Source organism: Paenibacillus sp. BAC0078, from assembly GCF_054483875.1.
Window position 1 is genome coordinate 14,302 of record NZ_JBTLRW010000015.1, and the last position, 20,700, is coordinate 35,001.

The following is a 20,700-nucleotide window of genomic DNA, read 5'->3' on the forward strand; positions in this document are numbered from 1 at the left end:
GGAGGGCTCCCGCATGGATAAAAAAAGCAGCAACATGGTGACGCGCAGCATGGGCGAGGGGGCTCTCTTCTCCTTGGTCATGCTGCTGGTTATCCTGTACATTATGTATACATACGGATATTTACAGCCGTTTGAGGATTGGAAGATCGGCGTAAGAACAGCGGTGACGCTGATCCTGCTGCCGGTGGTCTTTGGGACGGTTTTCGGCTTCTATCAGAGCTTCCGCACCAAACACAAGCTGGAGCGGCTGCGGTCGACGCTGGTCTCTTGGGAGAAAGGCAACCTGACTCCGGCTATGCCGGAGCTGGGCAATGATGAGCTCGGCAGGCTCAGCGAGCAGCTTGGCCGGATCAGCGGTAAGTGGGAAAATCAGGTGAACACGCTGCAGCGGCTGTCCACCAATAACGCCAAGCTTGCCGAGCAGGCCCGCGTATCGGCAATTATGGAGGAGCGGCAGCGCCTGGCGCGCGAGCTGCATGATGCCGTGTCGCAGCAGTTGTTTGCCATCTCGATGACGGCAACGGCGGTGGGGCGGACGCTGGAGAAGGACTTTGACAAGGCGCAGCGGCAAATTGCGCTGATCGAGGAAATGTCGGCGGTGGCCCAGTCCGAGATGCGCGCGCTGCTGCTGCATCTGCGTCCGGTCTACTTGGACGGCAAGGGGTTGCGGCAGGGGCTGCAGGAGCTGATCAAGGAGCTGGAGATCAAGGTTCCGATTCATATCGTGTTCGAGATGGACCCGGATGTGCAGCTGATGAAGGGCGTCGAGAACCATTTGTTCCGCATTGTGCAGGAGGCCATCTCCAATACACTGCGCCATGCCAAGGCGGAGAAGATGGAGATCCGGCTGCACCGCCGTGGCGATACTGTCCGGCTCACGCTGCGTGATGACGGGATCGGCTTCGAGATGGATGAGAGCAAGCAGACATCCTATGGCTTGTCCAACATGCAGGAGCGGATTAATGAGACCGGGGGCTCGATCCAGTTCATCACTGCTCCCGGCAAGGGCATGCGGATTGAGATTACCGTACCGTTAGTCAATGAATAGGAGGCAAGGACAGCCATGGAGATGGAAGAGATAAAAGTACTGCTTGTCGATGATCATGAAATGGTCCGGATCGGACTTGCCGCGGTGCTTGGCACCGAGGATGGAATCGAAGTGGTGGGCGAGGCCGGAAGCGGAGAAGAAGGGATACGGCTCGCCCAGGAATACAATCCTGATGTGGTACTGATGGATTTGGTTATGGAAGGCATGGATGGCATTGAAACGACAAGACAGCTCCTCAAGCTGTACCCGGATTGTAAAGTGATTGTGCTGACCAGCTATTTGGATGATGAGAAAATGTACCCGGTGATTGAAGCGGGCGCATTCAGCTATTTGCTGAAGACCGCCCGGGCCAGTGAGGTAGCGGATGCGATCCGCGCTGCCGCAAGAGGCCAGTCGGTGCTGGAGTCCCAGGTAGCCTCCAAAATGATGAACCGCTTCCGTTCCAGCGCCAAGGGCAGCGAAGCTCCGGCCTACAAGGAGCTAACTGAACGCGAGATGGAGGTACTGAAGCTGCTGGCTCAAGGCAAATCCAATCAGGATATCGCCGATCAGCTTATTATTGGCATTAAGACTGTGAAATTTCATGTTACGAATATTCTCGCCAAGCTGGGTGTGGAGGACCGGACCCAGGCGGCAATTTACGCATATAAGAACGGACTGGCTGAATAGCCGCAGGTATATAATCTCTCTTCTTGGATATCCTGTTTAGTAGATTACTAGACCGGATAGAAAGGGAGATTGTCAATGAAGAACAGAGGGACAAGCAAGGGAACGCTGCTGCTGATTGGATTATGTACGGCGGCAATTCTGCTGGCCGGGTTTCGCAGCGTGGGAGCTGCCGGAGCACAGGATACGCTAATGAGAATGACTTCAACAGTTGCTTCAACCGCCGGTCAAGCTGCTCTTCCCGCTTCAGCGCAAGCCTCCTCACAGGAGCTCAACCCGAAAGAGGCATCCGGCACTGCCGGGCCTGCAAGCTCCCTCGCACTTTTAACCACACTTGGCAAAGAAGCTGCCTTACCTGGTTCCCCGCTTCGCCTCGTATTTAAATGGCAGGGCGAATATAGCGGCGCGGTATCCGCAGCGGATACCGTGCAGAGCCTTGTGGCACAGCTCGGGCTTGGAGCTGTCAGCCGTGCTGACGAGAACGGCCATATGACCTCGCGTGCCGCCGCCACTCTTGCCGGTGCGCAGGTCTCGCTGTTCTGGAGCGAGCTGGGAGAGGGACGCAGCTATGTGATCTTAACCCTGGAGACGGCGGACCTGCTTAAGTCGCCGGAGCTTCCGGCCGCTGCGGAGAGAGCAGGACGGGAGCTGGCACAGGCGGGCATTGCCGCTGAGTGGAATGCCTCCCTGCAGGGCACGGCGAAGGATCAGGGCGAGCCGCAGGACGCACTTTTTTCGATAGAGCAATCCATTAACACCCGGCTTCAGGGCATGAATGCGGCAGAAAGCTATGAAGATGAGTCTACATACAGCCGCTCCTACAGTGTTCCTGGCCTTGAACGCACCGTAAGCAGCGGCAGCCATAAGCTTGCTCTCCAGGTGGCTGTTCATAAGAACGGCAACAATAATACGAATCGGGTGACGCTTGGATTTCCTTTGATTACTATCGAGTACTAATGAAATTGGCAAGCTGATAATGGGCATAACTAAGCATTAAGGCTCCGCGTTGCGGAGCTTTTTTCTTAAGGGTATAATATGCTGTGAGCAGCAATTTTATCGTTATATAAGCGGGAGCGCACAAAAGGATAAGAAAATGTAATGGAAATTTGCGAAATCCCGAGAAAAACTGTCAGGAATGTGATGGCATCCTTATCGCGGATATGATAAAATGACATCACGTCGTCGTACGTATTTTATTAACTGACTGACGTTGAGAATGATTGTCAACTATATTACATACAGAGAGATGAGGAGCCATGGCTGAAAATCAAACCCTTGATGCACTGCATACACCCGGAGCTGTATTTTTTATCTTTGGGGCAACCGGCGATCTAGCCCGGCGTAAGCTTTTTCCGGCGATTTACAGTTTGTACCGTGAAGGCAAGCTGACCCGTGATTTTGCGGTAATTGGCGTGGCTCGGCGTCCCCGTACCCAAGATGAATTCCGCGAAGACGTGAAGGAATCCATTCATGAATTTTGCCGTTATCAGGCGGGCGATGATGCGGAATGGAATGAATTCGTACAGCATTTTGAATACAAATCCTTGGACATTAACAATATTGAGGGCTTCCGTGAGCTGAACGCACAGACGGAGGCGCTGGAGGAGAAGTTCCATATTCCGGGCAACCGGATGTTCTACCTCGCCTTGGCACCTGAGCTGTTCGGCAGTGTCTCATTCAACCTTAAGGCTGGCGGCATGCTGCAGAGCCGGGGCTGGAACCGTCTCGTTATCGAGAAGCCGTTCGGCTATAATCTGGAGTCCGCTGAGCAGCTGAACGAGCAGATTCGCCAGGTGTTCAAGGAAGAAGAAATCTACCGGATTGACCATTACCTGGGCAAGGAAATGGTGCAGAACATTGAAGTCATCCGTTTTGCAAATGCGTTCTTTGAGCCGCTCTGGAACAATAAGCACATTGCCAACATTCAGATTACCCTCGGTGAGACCGTCGGTGTGGAAGAGCGCGGCGGGTATTATGATCATGCCGGAGCGCTGCGCGACATGGGTCAGAACCATATTTTGCAGCTCCTAACGATGATCGCTATGGAACCGCCAAGCCGTCTGCTGGCCGAAGATATCCGCGACGAGAAGGTGAAGGTGCTGCGCTCGCTGCGTCCTTACGCTTCCTCCGATGAGGTCCGTGAGAATGTGGTGCGCGGACAATATACCCAAGGCCTCCACAAAGGCAAGACGCTCCCGGCTTACCGCCAGGAGGACAAGGTTGATCCTGAATCAAATACCGAAACGTATTTTGCTGCGCGTGTGTTTGTAGATAATTTCCGCTGGGCGGGTGTTCCGTTCTATATCCGTACCGGCAAACGCCTTCCTGTGAAAACGACGGAAGTGGTTGTGGAGTTCAAGGGTATGCCAACCAACGTTTATTTGGGCCAAAAGCATAAGCTGGAGCCGAACCTCCTCGTAATCCGTGTCAATCCGATGGAAGGCATCTATGTGAAGATCAATGCCAAGAAGCCAGGCTCAGAGTCGGAGATTCAGCCGCTCGCGATGGATTTCTGCCAGAGCTGTCTGGTCGGCATCAACTCACCGGAAGCCTATGAGCGTCTGCTGCATGACGCGGCACGCGGCGATTCGACCTACTTCACCCGCTGGGATGAAGTCTCATCCGCCTGGTCCTTCGTGGACCGTATCGCCAATGCCTGGAAAGAAGGCCCTGGCGATCTGGCTTCTTATCCAGCCGGTTCCTGGGGTCCTGTGGAAGCCGATGAGCTTCTGGCCAAGGAAGGTTTCCACTGGTGGCCGGTCAACGGACAAGATGAAGACAATGTGGTATGGCAGGTTAACGCTTAGTTAAGCCTGTAAATGATATATGGTGTGAAGTGAATCCCCCTGCAGACGCTGCAGGGGGATTTTTTGCTGTTTAGGTAATTATGATTTCTCTTTCTTGTAGATAAGATATGCATAAAGTTGGGGATAAGTAGATGTGAATTCAGCGAATTAACACAAATGAGTGGAAATCAGTCGGATTCGATCGTCTTCATGTTGGATAACCATAGTGAATTTTTTGCATGACTGCACTTCTTGCAATAGAAATACGTATTATTTTGCGTCGAATCGCCTTCTGTTGTATTTCGTGCAGTAGATTTTCGGATATAGAGTTAAAAACAGCTTTTCCAAGGGATTCTAATGTACAGAGTGCAGTAGATTGAATTTTTCGAAGGATTTATGGGTCATCTGCTGTAGAGAATGCAATAGAATGCGAGTTCGAAGCTACCTGCTTTTTTAAGTTCAAGTGATATAGTTGGAAAAAGGGAACTTATTTCTCCCCAAAATCAACCATTGTGAGTTTTAGGTGGAAAAAGGAAACATAATTGGGTCATATTCCTTCGTCAAGAACAAAATGAGCTGAATTAGTTAACCTTTTTCCACTTTGCAGCTGCTTTTGTCCGAAGAAAAATAAAAAGAAGCGGCGCCTCCCGACAAAAGAACGACGCCACTTCCCAGACGCAATCACAACTGAAAGGCAGACTGCATAAATATCCTAACATGTGCAGGTTCTCCTTTCAAGGAGTTGCGAATCCAACTGTTATCTCCACAGATCCTGAATATCGCCCATTAAATCGAAAGATATCTGAAGCGGTCGAGAACTGGAAAAATAGGCTTTCGGAGCAGGGTTTCGAAGACCTGGAAGAATTGCTTTATCTGTGTGGACAAGCGGATTCCATGCAGACCAGGGCGGCATTTTTGCATGGTTTCAAGCTCGGTTCAGCAATTATAATGAAGTTATGACTGGAAAAGAGGAGCTTGTCCGGCATAGAAGCTAAGTCATCTGGGTAACAATTTTTAAGTTGCTGCTTCCGCCGCCTTTTATGTAGATAATCCTTGCCCGATTTTGTTATACTGAGAAGGATGCTTTCACTAAGAAGCGGAATTGTAACTCAAGAGGCACTACAGAACTACAAATTCACCAATGAAGGGGTTTGTACGAATGAGCAGAGCACCGATTTGATGGATACCGGTAATTGAGGCAGAAGCATGAATTTATATATGAAGGGATATGTGCAATGAATAAGGCACCGGATCAGAAGCTGCAACAGGAAGTGGACAAACGCAGAACGTTTGCGATCATTTCCCACCCGGATGCGGGTAAAACAACACTCACGGAGAAGCTGCTGCTGTTCGGCGGCGCGATCCGGCTGGCGGGTTCGGTTAAGGCCCGTAAAGCAAGCAAGCATGCAACAAGTGACTGGATGGAAATTGAGAAGCAGCGCGGGATCTCCGTAACCTCCTCCGTCATGCAGTTCGACTACATGGATCATCGGGTGAACATTCTGGATACTCCAGGTCACCAGGACTTCAGTGAAGACACCTACCGTACTTTAACGGCTGCGGACAGCGCAGTCATGCTGATTGACGTGGCAAAAGGTGTGGAAGCACAGACAATCAAGCTGTTCCAGGTCTGCGCCAAACGCGGAATTCCGATCTTTACATTCATCAACAAGCTGGACCGCGAGGGCCGCAGCCCGTTCGAGCTGATGGAAGAGCTGGAGAATGTGCTGGGCATCCGCTCCGTACCGATGAACTGGCCAATCGGCAGCGGACGGGAGCTGTGCGGTGTGTACGACCGGATGAAGAATCAAGTGGAGCTGTTCCAGGGCGACGACCACTCTGTAATCAAGGTGCAAAAGGTAGACAGCTACAACGATCCCGTTATCCGCGAGATGGCCGGAGAATACCTGCATGACCAGCTGTGCCAGGATCTGGAGCTGCTCGATGTGGCAGGGGATGCTTTTGACTATGAAAAAGTACTGCGCGGAGAGCTGACACCGGTGTTCTTCGGCAGTGCGATCAACAATTTCGGCGTGCAGACCTTCCTGGACAACTTCCTGGACCTGGCACCGAAGCCGGAGCCGCGCCGCAGTACCGAAGGTTCTGTAGAGCCGACTAACGAGAAGTTTACCGGGTATGTGTTCAAAATCCAGGCAAATATGAACCCGGCCCACCGTGACCGGATTGCCTTCCTGCGAATCGTGTCCGGCAAGTTCGAGCGCGGAATGAGCGTAAAGCATGTGCGTGCAGGCAAGGAGATCAAGCTGTCCCAGCCGCAGCAATTCCTGGCCCAGGACCGCGACATTGTCGAGGAGGCTTTTCCGGGGGATATTATCGGTCTGTTCGATCCGGGGATTTTCCGGATTGGGGACACGCTGAGCCAGGCCGGGGATATCGAGTTCGATGAGCTGCCGACATTCTCGCCGGAGATTTTCTCCAAAGTAAGCATTAAGAACGCGCTCAAATCGAAGCAGTTCCAGAAAGGAATCGACCAGTTAACCGAGGAAGGCATGATTCAGGTGTTCCGTACGGTCAACTTCGACGATATTCTGCTGGGCGTTGTCGGACAGCTGCAGTTCGAGGTATTCGAATACCGCATGAAGGGCGAATATGGCGTGGATGTCCAGCTACAGCGGATGAGCTACCAGTTCGCGCGCTGGATTGTGGACGAAGACAAACCAGACCCAAGCAAGTTCCGCATCAACTCCACGCTCGTCACAGACAAGAAGGGCAACTATGTTGTGCTGTTCGAGAATGAGTATGCGATGCGTACCGCTATGGAGAAGAATCCTACAGCCAAATTCCTGGAAACTGCTCCTTGAGTAAAGAGAATGTAGAACGAGAGCAGGTTGTGTGAGCTGAACAAGCTGCTGATTAAGTAGCGCGGTTCTTCCTTAAATAAAAATCTTTCTGCTAAAAAACCTCCGCCTTCACGTGTGCAGCTGCAGCGTGGATGGCGGAGGTTTTTGGCTCATTGGCTTTCGCTAGGAGGTGATGGACCCTGGTGTGATTGTCTCCAGATGCTTATGCAGCATTGAGACCAGCGCATCCTGCTTCGCGTGATCGAGATCCTTCCACATCATTTCAAAAACAGCGCCAAGCCCGGGAAGCGCCGCTTCCGGTCCGTCTACAGAGCCTTCAATCATCTGCCGCAAATCGGCTTCAGACTGTCCGTGTACTTTATGGATAATCGCCTGGCGTAAATCAATGGTAACCGGCATAAGTGTTCCTCCTCAAAGTTGTGTGACTCAACTAGATAAGTTGAACTAAAGAAAACATAAAAAGGGCAGAAGTGACGAAGGGGAAGTTTGGATACTTACGGAGCGGAGGCGTCCGCCTGAGAGCTTTCCGTAGGAAAGCTGGCCGTATGATTAGGGTGTCTGCGGATTTCCACCGCGAAGAGCGGTATAAATCAAGAAATCTGCAGACGGGCAGCGACCGGAAGTCCAAACATTCCCCGTAGTTACGACCAGACCCCATATGAAAATCTATAGTTCAACTTATATAGATTGCTTGTTCTAATATGCCCTGCGGCCGCGATGAAAATTCAAGTTTGGGTATGCTTATGCTATACTGTGTGAGATGCAAATTGTGAGCGGGAGGAACGGATATGGCTGCGAAAAAACAATATGCCATTATCGGCATGGGGCGGTTCGGTTCAAGTGTTGCAAAAGCACTCAGTGGCATGGGATATGATGTGCTGGCCATAGATGCCGATGAGCAGCGCACACAGGAAATCTCGGGAATTGTAACCCATGCCGTATCTGCGGATTCCACGGATGAAGAGGCGCTGCGCGCGCTGGGCATCCGCAACTTTGATGTGGTGGTCGTGGCGATTGGCGAGGATATTCAGGCCAGCATTTTGACGACACTGATTCTGAAGGATCTGGGCGTACCGGCGATTCTGGTCAAAGCCAAAAGCGAGCTGCACGGCAAGGTGCTCAGCAAGATCGGTGCGGACAAGGTGATTTATCCTGAACGGGACATGGGCTTGCGGGTGGCGCATCATTTGGCCTCGCCTAACATTCTTGACTACATCGAGCTGTCGCCGGATTACAGCATCCTCGATATGAAGGTCTCCGGAGCCATGCTGGGCAAAAATCTGCTGGAGCTTAACATCCGCGCCAAATTCGGCTGCAATGTCATGGCGATCCGCCAGGGTGAGGAAATGAACATTTCCCCCAGAGCGGAGGACCGTCTCGTTGAAGGGGACGTACTCGTTATCGTTGGCCGGAAGGATAATTTGGCGAAGCTGGAGATGGCGTATCAATAAGCGTGACAATAGAAAGGTAGGACCACATGGAAATTATGTCTCCGCAAAATACGCGGGTAAAGGAATGGGCCGGGCTGCAGGAGAAAAAGCACCGTGACAAAGCCCGTAAATATATTGTGGAAGGCATCCACCTGGTGCTGGAGGCGCTGCTGGCTGAAGCCGATGTGGAATGCCTGGCTTATGATCTTGACAAAGGCATGCCGGCTGAGCTGAAGCCTCATCTTCAGTCGGTGCAGGGCATGGAAGTGATCGGTGTCTCGGCGGCGGTCATCGCCAAATGCAGCAGCACAGGGTCGCCGCAGCCGGTGTTTGCCATTGTGCGCAAGGAGCAGCAGGGATTGGAGGCAATCCTGGACAAGCAGGATAGCTGGGTCATCGTGCTGGACGGAGTTCAGGACCCCGGCAATGTGGGGACAATCATCCGCAGCGCAGATGCCGCAGGCGCGGACGGAGTCATCCTCGGCCTGGGCTGCGCCGATCTGTACAATCCCAAGACCATCCGTTCCACGATGGGCTCGATGTTCCATCTCCCGGTAGTGGAGGGAGATTTGAGTGTCATTCTGCCGCAGGCACGGAAGCGCGGCGCCCTGCTGGTCAGTACTTCACTTACGGGAGTGGATTCCTGCTACACCCATGATTTTCACGGCAGCCAGTGGCTGCTGATCGGCAGCGAAGGCCAGGGTATCTCGCCGCAAACCGCCGCCCTCGTCGACAAGAGCATCATCATCCCGATGGCCGGCCGCGCCGAATCGCTGAATGCAGCGATGGCGGCAACGATCCTGCTGTTCGAGGGGATGCGGCAGCGGGGGGCGGCTGTGTAGAACTGGATAATTTGTGAGTTGTAATTCACTTTGACACCGTTTGTAACGTAGTTTGGCACCGATTAGTAACTTCGTTTTGGCATAACAAAGTCAGTCCTGATAATCAAGAAACCCTTGGTATATCAGGACTTTTTTATAATTCTCAATTTATTTTCACAACAGGTTTTTCCATGGCTGATGAACTGGAAGGTACAATTGGCATAAAGCGTAATCTGGATGCGCAGTCTTAGCGATCTGGGGTCTGGTAAAAGTAAGCAGCGATAGAGACTGTTATCTCAATCTGTTCTGTATTTGGTTGTTCATTTGAATGGATTTAACAGCTATTGGAACAAACCATTCTTCACATTCCTAATATAACATGGTATATTAGGTTATGTCATTAAGAGAGAGTTGCAATGGAGGTACTTGATTATGGCTAATGACTCAGGTTCGAAGCCGATGTACGAAATGATTTTTCAAACGCTTCGGGAGCGGATAACAAGGAATGAATATAAGATCGGTGACCGGGTCCCGTCTGAGAAAGAGCTCTGCAGTGAGTTTGGGGTCAGCCGGATTACCTCAAAAAAAGCGTTGAAAATGCTGGCTGAAGAGCAGTTAATCATACGTCAGCCGGGCAGAGGTTCATTTGTAGCGGATTCAAATTCTGCTTTGCTGAAACCATATGACAACCAGCAGACCGTCCGGACAGCCGGCAAGAAAAGAATTATCGGGCTGGTAATTACGAATTTCAGCGATATGTACGGCACAGAGCTTATATACGGGATGGAAGAAGCTTCACGGGAGAATGACTGCTTCCTTGTTGTGCGGCGGTCCTTCGGGATCCCGGAATTAGAGGAGAAGGCGATCCAACAGTTGTTGGGACTTGGGGTAGACGGTCTGATCATCTTCCCTGCACAAGGAGAATACTTCAGTGCCGAAATTTTGAAGCTGGTGATTCAGAAGTTTCCGTTTGTTATGATCGACCGGTATTTGAAGGGGATACCAGCCTCCTCAGTCAGTACTGATAATGTTCAGGCTGCCAAAGAGGCGACTCGTTATCTCTTCGAACTGGGACACCGGCATATCGGGTTTCTCGCACCGCCGCCGGCAAATACAACGACAATAGAGGAACGGATCGATGGTATCATTGAAGCCCATGTGGAGCACAACCTGCTGGTGGATCGCGAAATATGGATGGAAACGATTACTTCTACGATGCCGAATGTATTTGATCCGCAAGCCCGCGTAGATGATGTAAACAAGCTGGTGGAGCATCTAGAGAAATTCCCCAATATTACTGCACTGTTTGCTGCGGAATATAATATTGCTCTGCTGGTGGAAGAGGCGGCAGGCAAGCTCGGATTACGCATACCAGAGGACTTGTCCGTCATTTGTTTTGACAGCCCTGAGTCCCATGAGGGTTGCCGGATTACGCATATGCGGCAGAACCAGTTCAGCATCGGCAAGCAGGCATTCGAAATTGTCCTTAATATGCAAGGGAATGAGCAGCCAATTACGCGGATTCTTTTACCGGCGACATTAATCAAGGGGAAATCCGCATCGTCTGTCAAAAAGTACTGACCGGGAGCGCAGTGCTTTATAACAGGAACGAAATCAAAGCCTTCAAAAAGAAGGCTTTTTTTGTTATATGATTAAATATATTACATTGATTTTGGTACTAATATATCAATAAGACATATTCTATTATGAATATACCAATAATTATATTGACATATTAATATTATTTGTTTACTATGATGAAAGCGCTTGAAATTGATATATTAACAATCTGGAGGTGCCACTTTCAACCTTGAAACTGCAGAATGAAATCCCAAAGTCAGTATATGGTCTGATTGAAAAGGTGAAAAGAGAGCTAACTGACTCACCAAAACTCGCAAAAATGTTTGAGGACTGCATTATTAATACGATTGGAACGACAATTTCACGAAAACCAGATGGAACAACATTTGTTATAACAGGTGATATACCAGCTATGTGGCTGCGCGATTCAGCCGCTCAAGTTCGTCCTTATCTGCTGCTTGCGGCAGAAGATCCGGGGATGGAAGAGATGATTGCCGGTCTGGTCAGACGGCAGATGAAATATATCCTGCTTGATCCATATGCGAATGCCTTCAACGAACAGCCAAACGGCAACGGACATCAATCGGATCTTACCGAGATGAGTCCATGGATATGGGAGCGCAAATATGAAATTGATTCTCTGGCCTATCCCATTCAGCTGAGTTATCTGCTGTGGAAGAATAGCGGCTGTGTTACCCAATTTGATGAGAGCTTCCATCGGGCTGCATTTGAAATAATTAAGTTATGGAGAGTGGAGCAGCATCATGAGACACAATCGGCCTATCTGTTCCAGCGTTTGGATGCACCGCTTACGGATACGCTGGTCAGAGAGGGAAAAGGCAGTGAGACAGCATATACGGGGATGACCTGGTCCGGCTTCCGCCCGAGCGATGATAACTGTGAGTATGGCTACCTGGTCCCATCCAATATGTTCGCAGTAGTCGTGCTCCGATACCTGGAAGAAATCGCAAATGAGATTTATGCAGATCTTGAGCTGGCGACCGCCGCACAAAAACTGGGAGATGAAATTAACCAGGGCATTCAGGATCATGGTATCTTCACGCACCCTGTATATGGAAGAATCTATGCTTATGAGACAGATGGCAAAGGCCACTATAATCTTATGGATGATGCCAACGTTCCAAGTCTGCTGGCGTTGCCTTATCTGGGCTATACTGACGAGAACGATGAGGTATACAGAAATACCCGGAGGTTTATTCTGAGTGAGGATAATCCTTATTACTATAAGGGAAAAGTTGCTGAAGGTATTGGAAGCCCGCACACCCCGGAAGGATATATTTGGCATATTGCGTTGTCTATGCAGGGTTTGACTTCTCCAGAACGCAGTGAAAAAGCTCGTTTGCTGCAATTAATTCAGGATACGGATGCGGATACAGGCTTCACTCATGAAGGATTTTCCGCAGATGATCCCCGGGAGTTTACCCGTCCATGGTTTTCCTGGTCGAACATGCTGTTCAGTGAACTGATTATGGATTATTGCGGATTCCGGGTATTGAAATAGCTCTATTACTGTCCTATCAGTGAAGATAACGGCCTAGCCGTTATTTTCGAAACAGTTATGAAAGCGTTATGAAATTAAATAAAAAGGGGCAAAGACAAATGATGACAAACAAATTGAAAGTGACAATCACTGCAGCCATGGCTTCACTTCTTCTCTTGACAACAGCATGTTCTAGTGGCAACTCAAATTCAGGAGCAGCAAAGGGCGGTAAGGAAGAGGTTACGATTACTTTCCGTTCGTCGGGTTCAGAAGATACGCTGACCAAATACTTTAAATCCGGCCTTATTGAGAAATTTGAGACAGAGAATCCGGACATTAAAATCAACATAGCTCCGGTATTGGCCAGTGAAGGCGACTATACTTCCAAGATCGTTCTTCAGATGAAATCCCCTGACACAGCGCCGGATATTGTGGCAGAAGATACATCCATTATTAAATCGGATGCGGCAGCGGGATATCTTGAACCGCTGGATACGCAGGTAGCCGGGTGGAGTGACTGGAAGGGCAAGTTCATTGAGAACCTTAAATCCGGTGTAACCGGGGAAGACGGCAAAATTTATGGTGTCCCTGCTACTTCAGATACACGTGGCATCTGGTACAATAAAGAACTGCTTGCAAAGGCGGGAATCGCTGTTCCCTTCAAGCCTGCTAGTTGGGAAGAGGTACTTGAAGCTGCACGTACCATCAAAGATAAGCTGCCGGGCGTAACTCCGCTGAATTTGATCGTGGGTAAATCGAGCGGTGAAGGTGTGACGATGCAGACACTGGAAATGCTGCTGTATGGAACGAACGATACGCTCTATGATAATGAAAACAAGAAATGGGTTGTAAGCAGTACTGGTCTTTTGGATTCTTTCAAATTTATCAATCAAGTATTCAATGTAGATAAAACAGGACCAACCATGCAGGTTGCCCTTAATGGGCAAGCCGGCAGCATCGCCTTCCAGCAGCTCTTCCCGCAAGGCAAATTGGCCATGGCGGTTGATGGAAGCTGGGCAGGATCGACCTGGTTTGAGAATGGGGCGGCTCCTATCGAAAATGTAGCAGACAAAATGGGCTTCGCTCCATTCCCGACGCAGAATGGTCAAGAGCCTGGAGCAATCACCATGTCCGGCGGATGGGCCTGGTCGATTCCTGCACAGTCGAAGAACAAAGAAGCAGCATGGAAATTTGTCGAGTTCCTGATGAACAAGGAGAATGCTACTGCTCGTGTAGTGGCCGAAGGTAACCTGAGCCCGCGTAATGATTCTGTGGATGTAGCAGGATACACGGATCGTACATTTACTGCTGAGGCTCAAGCCTTGTTGGATGTGGCGAAATTCCGTCCGGCTAATGATCAGTATGCTACCGTATCAGCACAACTGCAGAGTATTGTAGAGAGCGTTGCATCAGGCAAGCTAACTCCGGAAGATGCAGTAAAACAGCTGCAGGATAATGTAACCCGCTCGCTTGGTGAAGACAAAGTAGAAGTTAAATAGAGATTTGAAAATCTGTATAAAGAGGAGAAGAAATTCTCCTCTTTCGGATTTGGAGGGGGAGTGACCTATGAAAAGGAAGTCGCGGGGCGCATTTTTATTTCTGACGCCTTCTGTCTTGCTGCTGCTGATATTCTTCATTGTTCCGATCATTCTGACCATTTGCTTTGCATTTACCAACATGGCCCTGACCGGGAGCGCAGCCCAAAATCTGCAGTTTATCGGTTTTCAGAATTTCACCAACATGTTTCAAGATCCTGATTTCCGGATCAGTGTCTGGAGAACATTAGTATTCCTGATTTTCTCGGCAGTAATCGGCCAGGTTGTCCTGGGATTCATTCTGGCCTTATTAATGAAGGAAAAGAATGTAACCTTCCGCCGGATCATCGGCATCATTGTTATTGCGGGCTGGGTAACACCAGAGATCGTAGTGGCGTTCTGTATGGTTGCTTTCTTCAGTGATAATGGATCTTTGAATCAGATCATTGGCTGGTTTGGAATTAGCCCGGTATCCTGGTTATTCAGCTTTCCGATGGTTAGTGTAATTATCGCAAATATTTGGCATGGTACAGCCTTTTCAATGATGGTCTATCAATCTGCACTGGATGAAATCCCCAAAGATATAGAGGAAGCAGCTACGATTGATGGAGCAGGTAATTTCAAAATTCTGCGTTACATCACGATTCCAATGGTAAAAAGTTCGATTGTCACTAACATGATGCTGGTCACGCTGCAGACACTGGGAGTGTTCACGCTCATCTATACGATGACCGGAGGGGGGCCGGGAACAGCTACTCAAACCCTGCCGGTATTTATGTACAATCAGGCATTTGTCAATTATCAATTCGGATATGGTACAGCCATCTCACTGGTGCTGCTGCTGATTGGAATTGTTGCAAGTTTGTTCTACATGAGATCAATGAAAGTCAAGGTCTAACCCTGGAGGAGGTGCATCACTGTGGTCAAGCATAGGCTTCAACGTAATATCCAATATGGAATCCTGGTTGTTCTAGGACTGTGTTTCCTGCTCCCGCTGCTCTGGATTCTGCTCGCTTCGTTTGATACAAATGCCCAGCAGGGCATACGACTGCCCAATTTCACGCTGGATAACTTCTCAGCGGTGCTCGGAGACAGCGGTAATCTGCGTTCGTTCGGTGTAGGTATAATTCTCTCCGGCGGGCAGGCAACACTGGTCGTAATCGCATCGGTTCTGGCTGCGTATCCTTTGTCCCGATATGAGATGAGATTCAAAAAGAGCTTTCTGCTAAGCATTCTGTTTATGACTGCGCTGCCGATTACGGCGGTTATGGTTCCTGTATTTCAGATGTTCCTTTACTTCAAATTACAGAACTCAATCTTTGCCACTATGCTCTTTCTCACTTCATCCTCCTTGCCGTACGGAATCTGGATGATGAAGAGCTTCATGGATTCCGTACCTATTGATCTGGAAGAAGCAGCCTGGATTGACGGCTCATCCGTATGGGGCGGACTAAGAAGAATTGTAGCTCCGCTGATGCTTCCGGGTATTGCAACCATTGCGATCTTCACATTCTCGGGCAGCTGGGGCAATTTCTTCGTGCCATATATTCTCCTGCAGACACCTGAGAAGCTGCCGGCATCCGTTACCATCTATCAATTCTTCGGCAGTCATGGCATGGTTGAATACGGAAGACTTGCTGCTTTCTCATTGCTCTATACCATGCCTTCCGTAGTGCTGTACATGTTCTCCCAGCGGTATATGTCCAAAGGGTTCAGTATGGGCGGAGCGACTAAAGGATAATTGGAGGCATACGTAAATGACCAATAAAAAAACGGCGCATATCATCTCGCATACACACTGGGATCGTGAGTGGTATATGCCTTACGAGCATCATCATATGCTGCTAATCGAATTGATGGACAAGCTTTTGGATACACTCGATCAAGATCCGGAATACCGTTATTTTCACTTGGACGGACAGACGATTATCCGCGAGGATTATCTGCAGGTCCGGCCGGAGCAGAGAGAGCGGCTGGATCATTATATCCGTGAAGGACGCATCCATTTCGGACCCTGGTATGTGCTGCAGGATGAGTTCCTTACCAGCGGTGAAGCTAATCTCCGCAACCTGCTGATCGGGCACATGGACGCCAAGCCTTTCGGGATCATCTCCAAAACGGGGTATTTCCCGGATTCCTTTGGGAATATGGGGCAGGCGCCACAAATTCTGCAGCAGGCAGGAATTACGAATGCAATCTTCGGGCGTGGTGTTAAGCCAACGGGCTTCAATAATACAGTCGGTGAAATGGATAGCTATGAGTCGCCTTACTCTGAAATGATCTGGCGTTCTCCGGATGGCTCGGAAGTGCTTGGTGTGCTGTTTGCCAACTGGTACTGCAACGGGATGGAGGTTCCTGCCGATCCTGTCCTTGCGAAAGCTTACTGGGATAAAAATCTCGCTGACGCTGAGAAGTTTGCTTCTACGACGCATCTGCTGTTTATGAACGGATGTGATCATCAGCCTATTCAAACCGACTTGTCACAGGCTATTCAGACAGCATCAATCCTCTATCCTAATGTTGAATTCGTGCATTCAAATTTTGACCAATACCTGAAGGCGCTGGAAGACAATCTTCCCGGAGACCTGGTGACTGTAGAAGGCGAGCTGCGCAGCCAGCATACGGATGGCTGGGGGACGCTGGTCAATACGGCATCTTCCCGGGTGTATCTGAAGCAGCTTAATCAGGCAGGCCAGACCCTGCTCGAAAAGGTTGCAGAACCGCTCGCTGCGTTTGCCGGACTGGCAGGATTGCAGGCCTATCCGCATCATCTTCTGAATTATGCGTGGAAGACGCTGATGCAAAATCATCCGCATGACAGTATCTGTGGCTGCAGCGTGGATGAAGTGCACCGTGAAATGGTGACCCGCTTCGCCAAGAGCAGCCAGATGGCGGAAGCAATCGCAGCACAGAGTGCTGGTGCATTGGCTGAAGCCATTGATGTAGCCGGGGTAGCAGCATGGGGAGAAGCCCCTGTTCCGTTTACAGTGTTTAATACGAGCGGCTGGCCAAGAACCGGAACCATTACTGTGGAGCTGATTACGGCGAAGAAATATTTCCCTGAAGGGCCAACCCCGCAGTCCCTGGCGAGAGAACTGGGGCAGGAGCCTCTGGATTCCTTACAGGTTATGGATGAAGAGGGCACAGTATATCCGGCTAAGCTTGAGGATCTGGGTGTCCATTTCGGATACGAGCTTCCCAAGGACCGTTTCCGGCAGCCATATATGGCCCGGAAAGTCCGGGTTACATTCCCTGCTGCGGAGATTGCCGCTCTGGGATACCGTACGTATGCACTGGTTGCCGGCGCAGCGGATACGGCAAGTGCCGTACTTGATGCCGTAAAGGTACAGGGCAACACTATGGAGAACGCCAAGCTGAGTATTACTGTTGCTGACAATGGTACGGTCACGGTCACAGACAAGGCGTCAGGTGCTGTATACGCTGGACTTAATGCTTATGAGAATACAGGTGATATCGGCAATGAATATGTATACCGCCAGCCGGAAGGTGAAGCCGCGCTCACTACTGAAGGCTTGCAGGCTGAAATTACATGGGTTGAGCAATCCCCATTCCGTGCTGTGGTTGAGACAGTTCTGCGCTGGGAGATTCCGGCCAGCGCCGATGAAACCTTCCTTACGGAGAAACGTGAAATGGTTCCATTTACAGAACGCCAGGCCAAGCGTGCTGCGCAGATGGTTCCGCTTGTACTGACTACGCGTTATACGCTCGAAGCCGGCAGCGGAATGCTTCAGGTGAGAACAAGCTTCGACAATCTTGCCAAAGACCATAGGCTGAGAGCGTTGTTCCCTACGGGCCTTGCCGCAGATCATCATTATGCAGATTCCGTCTTTGAAGTGGCCAGACGAAGCAACAAGCCTGCAGCGGAATGGGTGAATCCGAGCAATGCCCAGCATCAGCAGGTATTCGCCAGCGTTGCTGACGGAGTGAACGGGCTTGCGGTTGCGAATAAGGGCTTGAATGAATATGAAGTGCTGCTGGACGGGAAGAACACGATAGCAGTTACGCTGTTGCGTTCATCCTCCGAATTGGGAGACTGGGGCGTGTTCGAAACCCCGGAGGCACAGTGCTTGGGTGCGCAGGCTGTAGAATATGCGATCATTCCTTATACAGGTGATGGGGCAGTATCCGGTGCATACGTACAGGCATATCAGTATCAGATTCCGTGGACAGTTGTCCAGACACAAGGTCCTGCCAGCAGAGTTGCTGCAGTGTCCAGTAACGGACAGAACCCCGATAGAGTCACATTGCCGGTATCCGGGCAGTGGCTAAGCTGGAACTCAGAGGCTTCACCGCTGGCGTTCTCTACTTTGAAGTTCGCCGAGGAGACGGGGGATCTCGTTGCACGCTGGTACAATCTTAATGCAGAAGCGGCTGAACTTAAGGTTCATCCTTCGTTTGGAACAGAAGCGATATATGAGAGTGATGTTCTGGAACGCCGCATCTCCAAACTTGACACAGAAGAACGGAAAGTGGATGGGTACAAAATAATTACTCAGGTTTACCAGTTAGTGAAGAAATAAAAAGGCTTATTTCAAAACACCTCCAAGAGATGGTCTCGACTCATAAATAATGACCTTGGAGGTGTTTTAAGCGTACATTTTTATGGAAAAGAGTAGACAAAATAAAAATAATGGTTTATGTTTTTACTTATTGCAAGTATTGTAATAAGTATTGGCATAAGGGGGGATGATGATGAATCCAATTACAAATAATACGATGCGCGTTAAAAAAATGAATCAGGAGCTTGTCCGGCAGACACTCAAAGCAAATAGGAAGGCTACAAAAGCTGCAGTGGCAAAATCAACAGGTTTAAGCATAGGCACATGCGGGAGCATTCTGAATGAACTTTTAGCAACAGGTGAAGTGTTGGAGATTGCAACAGAAGAATCTAGCGGTGGGCGGCCAGCCAAAGTATATCAATACAATATGGATTTTGCTTATATTGCTTGTATTATCATCAAGGCTGGATTGAAAAAGCATTCTATTGAATTTATGGTAACTAATTTAGCTGGGGAAGCAGTGGAGCAGGGGCATGAGGAATACATGCCGCTGGATTTTGCCGCTATAGATCAAATAACTGGTCGTCTTGTCGCCCACTATCCAAAGATTCAGGCTATAGGATTTGGTGTTCCCGGAGCAGTTAATCAAGGAATTATGAATATCAGTGATATTGAAGAATTGATTGATGTTGAAATTGAGACGTTAATCCGTGAGAAGTATGGTGTAGAGGTTATTTTAGAGAATGATATGAATTTAACTGTGTATGGTTTTTACCACAAACAAGAATATGAAGAAGAGAAGTCTGTTGCTGTTGCGACTTTTATCGATGGCTGCTTCCCTGGATCAGGCATGATGGTGAACGGGCATATTCATAGAGGGAGTACTTGTTTTGCCGGAGAGATATCTTTCCTGCCCTATGGGATGTCCCGTGCAGAGCAATTTCAGCGGTTGCATGACCGGAACACCTTTCATTCTACGGCCGCCCGTGCAGTAAGCAGTCTAATCGCCGTCATGAATCCGGAAATGATTGCTTTGACAGGAAGTCTGGTGCAGCCTGCAGATATTGATCTGATTCGTCAGGAGTGTCTAAAAGATATTCCGGAGATGCATATGCCACAGCTTACGTTGCTCAAGCATCCGGAAGAGGACTACATGCATGGTCTAATCAGAATGACGCTAGAAAGCCTATCCTATTCATACCATCTGGTGGAGAAGAGAAACTGAGATAAAACTTGCCTTTATATAAATTTAACGAAAGGGCAACATGAAGTACAAGAAAGGTAGGAACAGAAAATGAATCAAAAAGAAAGAATGCTTGCAGGACTCCCGTACAAAGCTTGGCTGGATGGATTAAGTGAAGAGAGGGTCGCTAACAAGCTAAAAATTCATGAATATAATCTGCTGCGCCCTGACGAAACTGGGAGAAGAGATGAATTGATCCGCAGCATCCTTGGCAATACAGGCAAGAGTGTGTACATCGAAGCCCCCTTCCATTGCGACTACGGCTCGAATATCTCGGTGGACGAAAACTTCTACGCTAATTTCAATTGCACCATTCTAGACGTCGGCAAGGTTGTTATTGGAGAGAATGTCATGCTTGCTCCGAATGTGTCCATCTATACGGCGGGTCATCCTATTCATCCGGACTCCAGAAACTCAGGATATGAGTATGGTATTGCGATTACAATCGGAAATAATGTGTGGATCGGAGGCAACGTTGTCATTAATCCCGGCGTGACTATCGGAAACAATGTGGTGATTGGAGCAGGCAGTGTGGTAACCAAAGACATACCAGATAATGTTATCGCGGTAGGAAGTCCTTGCAAGATTATCCGTGAGATCACGGAGGAGGACCGGAAATATTATTTTAAAGACAAAGAGTTTGACGTGTCGGATTATGTTTAATGAAACCAGTATATAGTCCATGGTGATGAGATTTTTGTCCAGTATGACTCTTAGTTATTTTCATGAAGGCAATTATCTCCCTTT

The 20,700-nt window shown here is 49.3% G+C and carries 17 protein-coding genes; 16 read left to right on the forward strand and 1 reads right to left on the reverse strand.

Translation table 11 applies throughout. The features are described from left to right. The first annotated feature begins 13 nt into the window (after window positions 1-13). The 6 genes from ACX1DY_RS22920 (at window position 14) to ACX1DY_RS22945 (ending at window position 7,322) form a co-directional block, all read left to right on the forward strand. Entirely contained in the window at window positions 14-1,048 is a 1,035-nt protein-coding gene (locus tag ACX1DY_RS22920; protein WP_458966512.1) for a sensor histidine kinase, read from the forward strand. A 15-nt stretch (window positions 1,049-1,063) separates the two neighbouring features. Further along, window positions 1,064-1,717 (forward strand): response regulator, encoded by a 654-nt coding sequence (locus ACX1DY_RS22925; protein ID WP_458966513.1) that lies wholly within the window; start codon window positions 1,064-1,066, stop codon window positions 1,715-1,717. A gap of 75 nt (window positions 1,718-1,792) precedes the next feature. Further along, window positions 1,793-2,671, forward strand: coding sequence for a YwmB family TATA-box binding protein (locus tag ACX1DY_RS22930; protein WP_458966514.1), 879 nt, complete (start codon window positions 1,793-1,795; stop codon window positions 2,669-2,671). A 299-nt stretch (window positions 2,672-2,970) separates the two neighbouring features. Next, the gene (gene zwf, locus ACX1DY_RS22935) at window positions 2,971-4,521 is read left to right on the forward strand and encodes a glucose-6-phosphate dehydrogenase (protein WP_458966515.1); all 1,551 of its coding nucleotides are present in this window, start codon (window positions 2,971-2,973) and stop codon (window positions 4,519-4,521) included. A gap of 696 nt (window positions 4,522-5,217) precedes the next feature. Then, entirely contained in the window at window positions 5,218-5,460 is a 243-nt protein-coding gene (locus tag ACX1DY_RS22940) for a DUF6809 family protein (protein ID WP_458966516.1), read from the forward strand. Between the two features lie 275 nt (window positions 5,461-5,735). Then, entirely contained in the window at window positions 5,736-7,322 is a 1,587-nt protein-coding gene (locus tag ACX1DY_RS22945) for a peptide chain release factor 3 (protein ID WP_458966517.1), read from the forward strand. A 162-nt stretch (window positions 7,323-7,484) separates the two neighbouring features. Here the strand turns inward: ACX1DY_RS22945 and ACX1DY_RS22950 are convergent, their stop codons facing one another. After that, window positions 7,485-7,721 (reverse strand): small acid-soluble spore protein SspI, encoded by a 237-nt coding sequence (locus ACX1DY_RS22950; protein ID WP_458966518.1) that lies wholly within the window; start codon window positions 7,719-7,721, stop codon window positions 7,485-7,487. 389 nt (window positions 7,722-8,110) lie between these two features. On the opposite strand from ACX1DY_RS22950, the gene ACX1DY_RS22955 reads away from it, so the two are divergent. The 10 genes from ACX1DY_RS22955 to ACX1DY_RS23000 all read left to right on the forward strand — a co-directional run bounded on the left by ACX1DY_RS22955 (window position 8,111) and on the right by ACX1DY_RS23000 (window position 20,616). Continuing rightward, window positions 8,111-8,773, forward strand: a complete 663-nt coding sequence (locus tag ACX1DY_RS22955; protein WP_458966519.1) for a potassium channel family protein — start codon at window positions 8,111-8,113, stop codon at window positions 8,771-8,773. Between the two features lie 26 nt (window positions 8,774-8,799). Next, window positions 8,800-9,594 (forward strand): TrmH family RNA methyltransferase, encoded by a 795-nt coding sequence (locus ACX1DY_RS22960; protein ID WP_458966520.1) that lies wholly within the window; start codon window positions 8,800-8,802, stop codon window positions 9,592-9,594. A 411-nt stretch (window positions 9,595-10,005) separates the two neighbouring features. Then, the gene (locus ACX1DY_RS22965; protein WP_458966521.1) at window positions 10,006-11,154 is read left to right on the forward strand and encodes a GntR family transcriptional regulator; all 1,149 of its coding nucleotides are present in this window, start codon (window positions 10,006-10,008) and stop codon (window positions 11,152-11,154) included. 229 nt (window positions 11,155-11,383) lie between these two features. Beyond that, on the forward strand, window positions 11,384-12,676 hold the full coding sequence (locus tag ACX1DY_RS22970; RefSeq protein ID WP_458966522.1) for a glycoside hydrolase family 125 protein: 1,293 nt from the start codon (window positions 11,384-11,386) through the stop codon (window positions 12,674-12,676). A gap of 98 nt (window positions 12,677-12,774) precedes the next feature. Continuing rightward, window positions 12,775-14,154, forward strand: a complete 1,380-nt coding sequence (locus ACX1DY_RS22975) for an extracellular solute-binding protein (RefSeq protein WP_458966523.1) — start codon at window positions 12,775-12,777, stop codon at window positions 14,152-14,154. Between the two features lie 67 nt (window positions 14,155-14,221). Continuing rightward, entirely contained in the window at window positions 14,222-15,088 is an 867-nt protein-coding gene (locus tag ACX1DY_RS22980) for a carbohydrate ABC transporter permease (protein WP_458966524.1), read from the forward strand. A gap of 21 nt (window positions 15,089-15,109) precedes the next feature. Beyond that, window positions 15,110-15,931, forward strand: coding sequence for a carbohydrate ABC transporter permease (locus tag ACX1DY_RS22985; protein ID WP_458966525.1), 822 nt, complete (start codon window positions 15,110-15,112; stop codon window positions 15,929-15,931). A 16-nt stretch (window positions 15,932-15,947) separates the two neighbouring features. After that, a complete protein-coding gene (locus ACX1DY_RS22990) occupies window positions 15,948-18,731 on the forward strand; it encodes an alpha-mannosidase (RefSeq protein ID WP_458966526.1) in 2,784 nt (927 codons plus the stop codon). Window positions 18,732-18,903: 172 nt separating this feature from the next. Then, complete coding sequence (locus tag ACX1DY_RS22995; protein ID WP_458966527.1) at window positions 18,904-19,935, forward strand: ROK family protein; 1,032 nt, start codon at window positions 18,904-18,906, stop codon at window positions 19,933-19,935. A 69-nt stretch (window positions 19,936-20,004) separates the two neighbouring features. Continuing rightward, window positions 20,005-20,616, forward strand: a complete 612-nt coding sequence (locus ACX1DY_RS23000) for a sugar O-acetyltransferase (RefSeq protein ID WP_458966528.1) — start codon at window positions 20,005-20,007, stop codon at window positions 20,614-20,616. Window positions 20,617-20,700 lie beyond the last annotated feature (84 nt).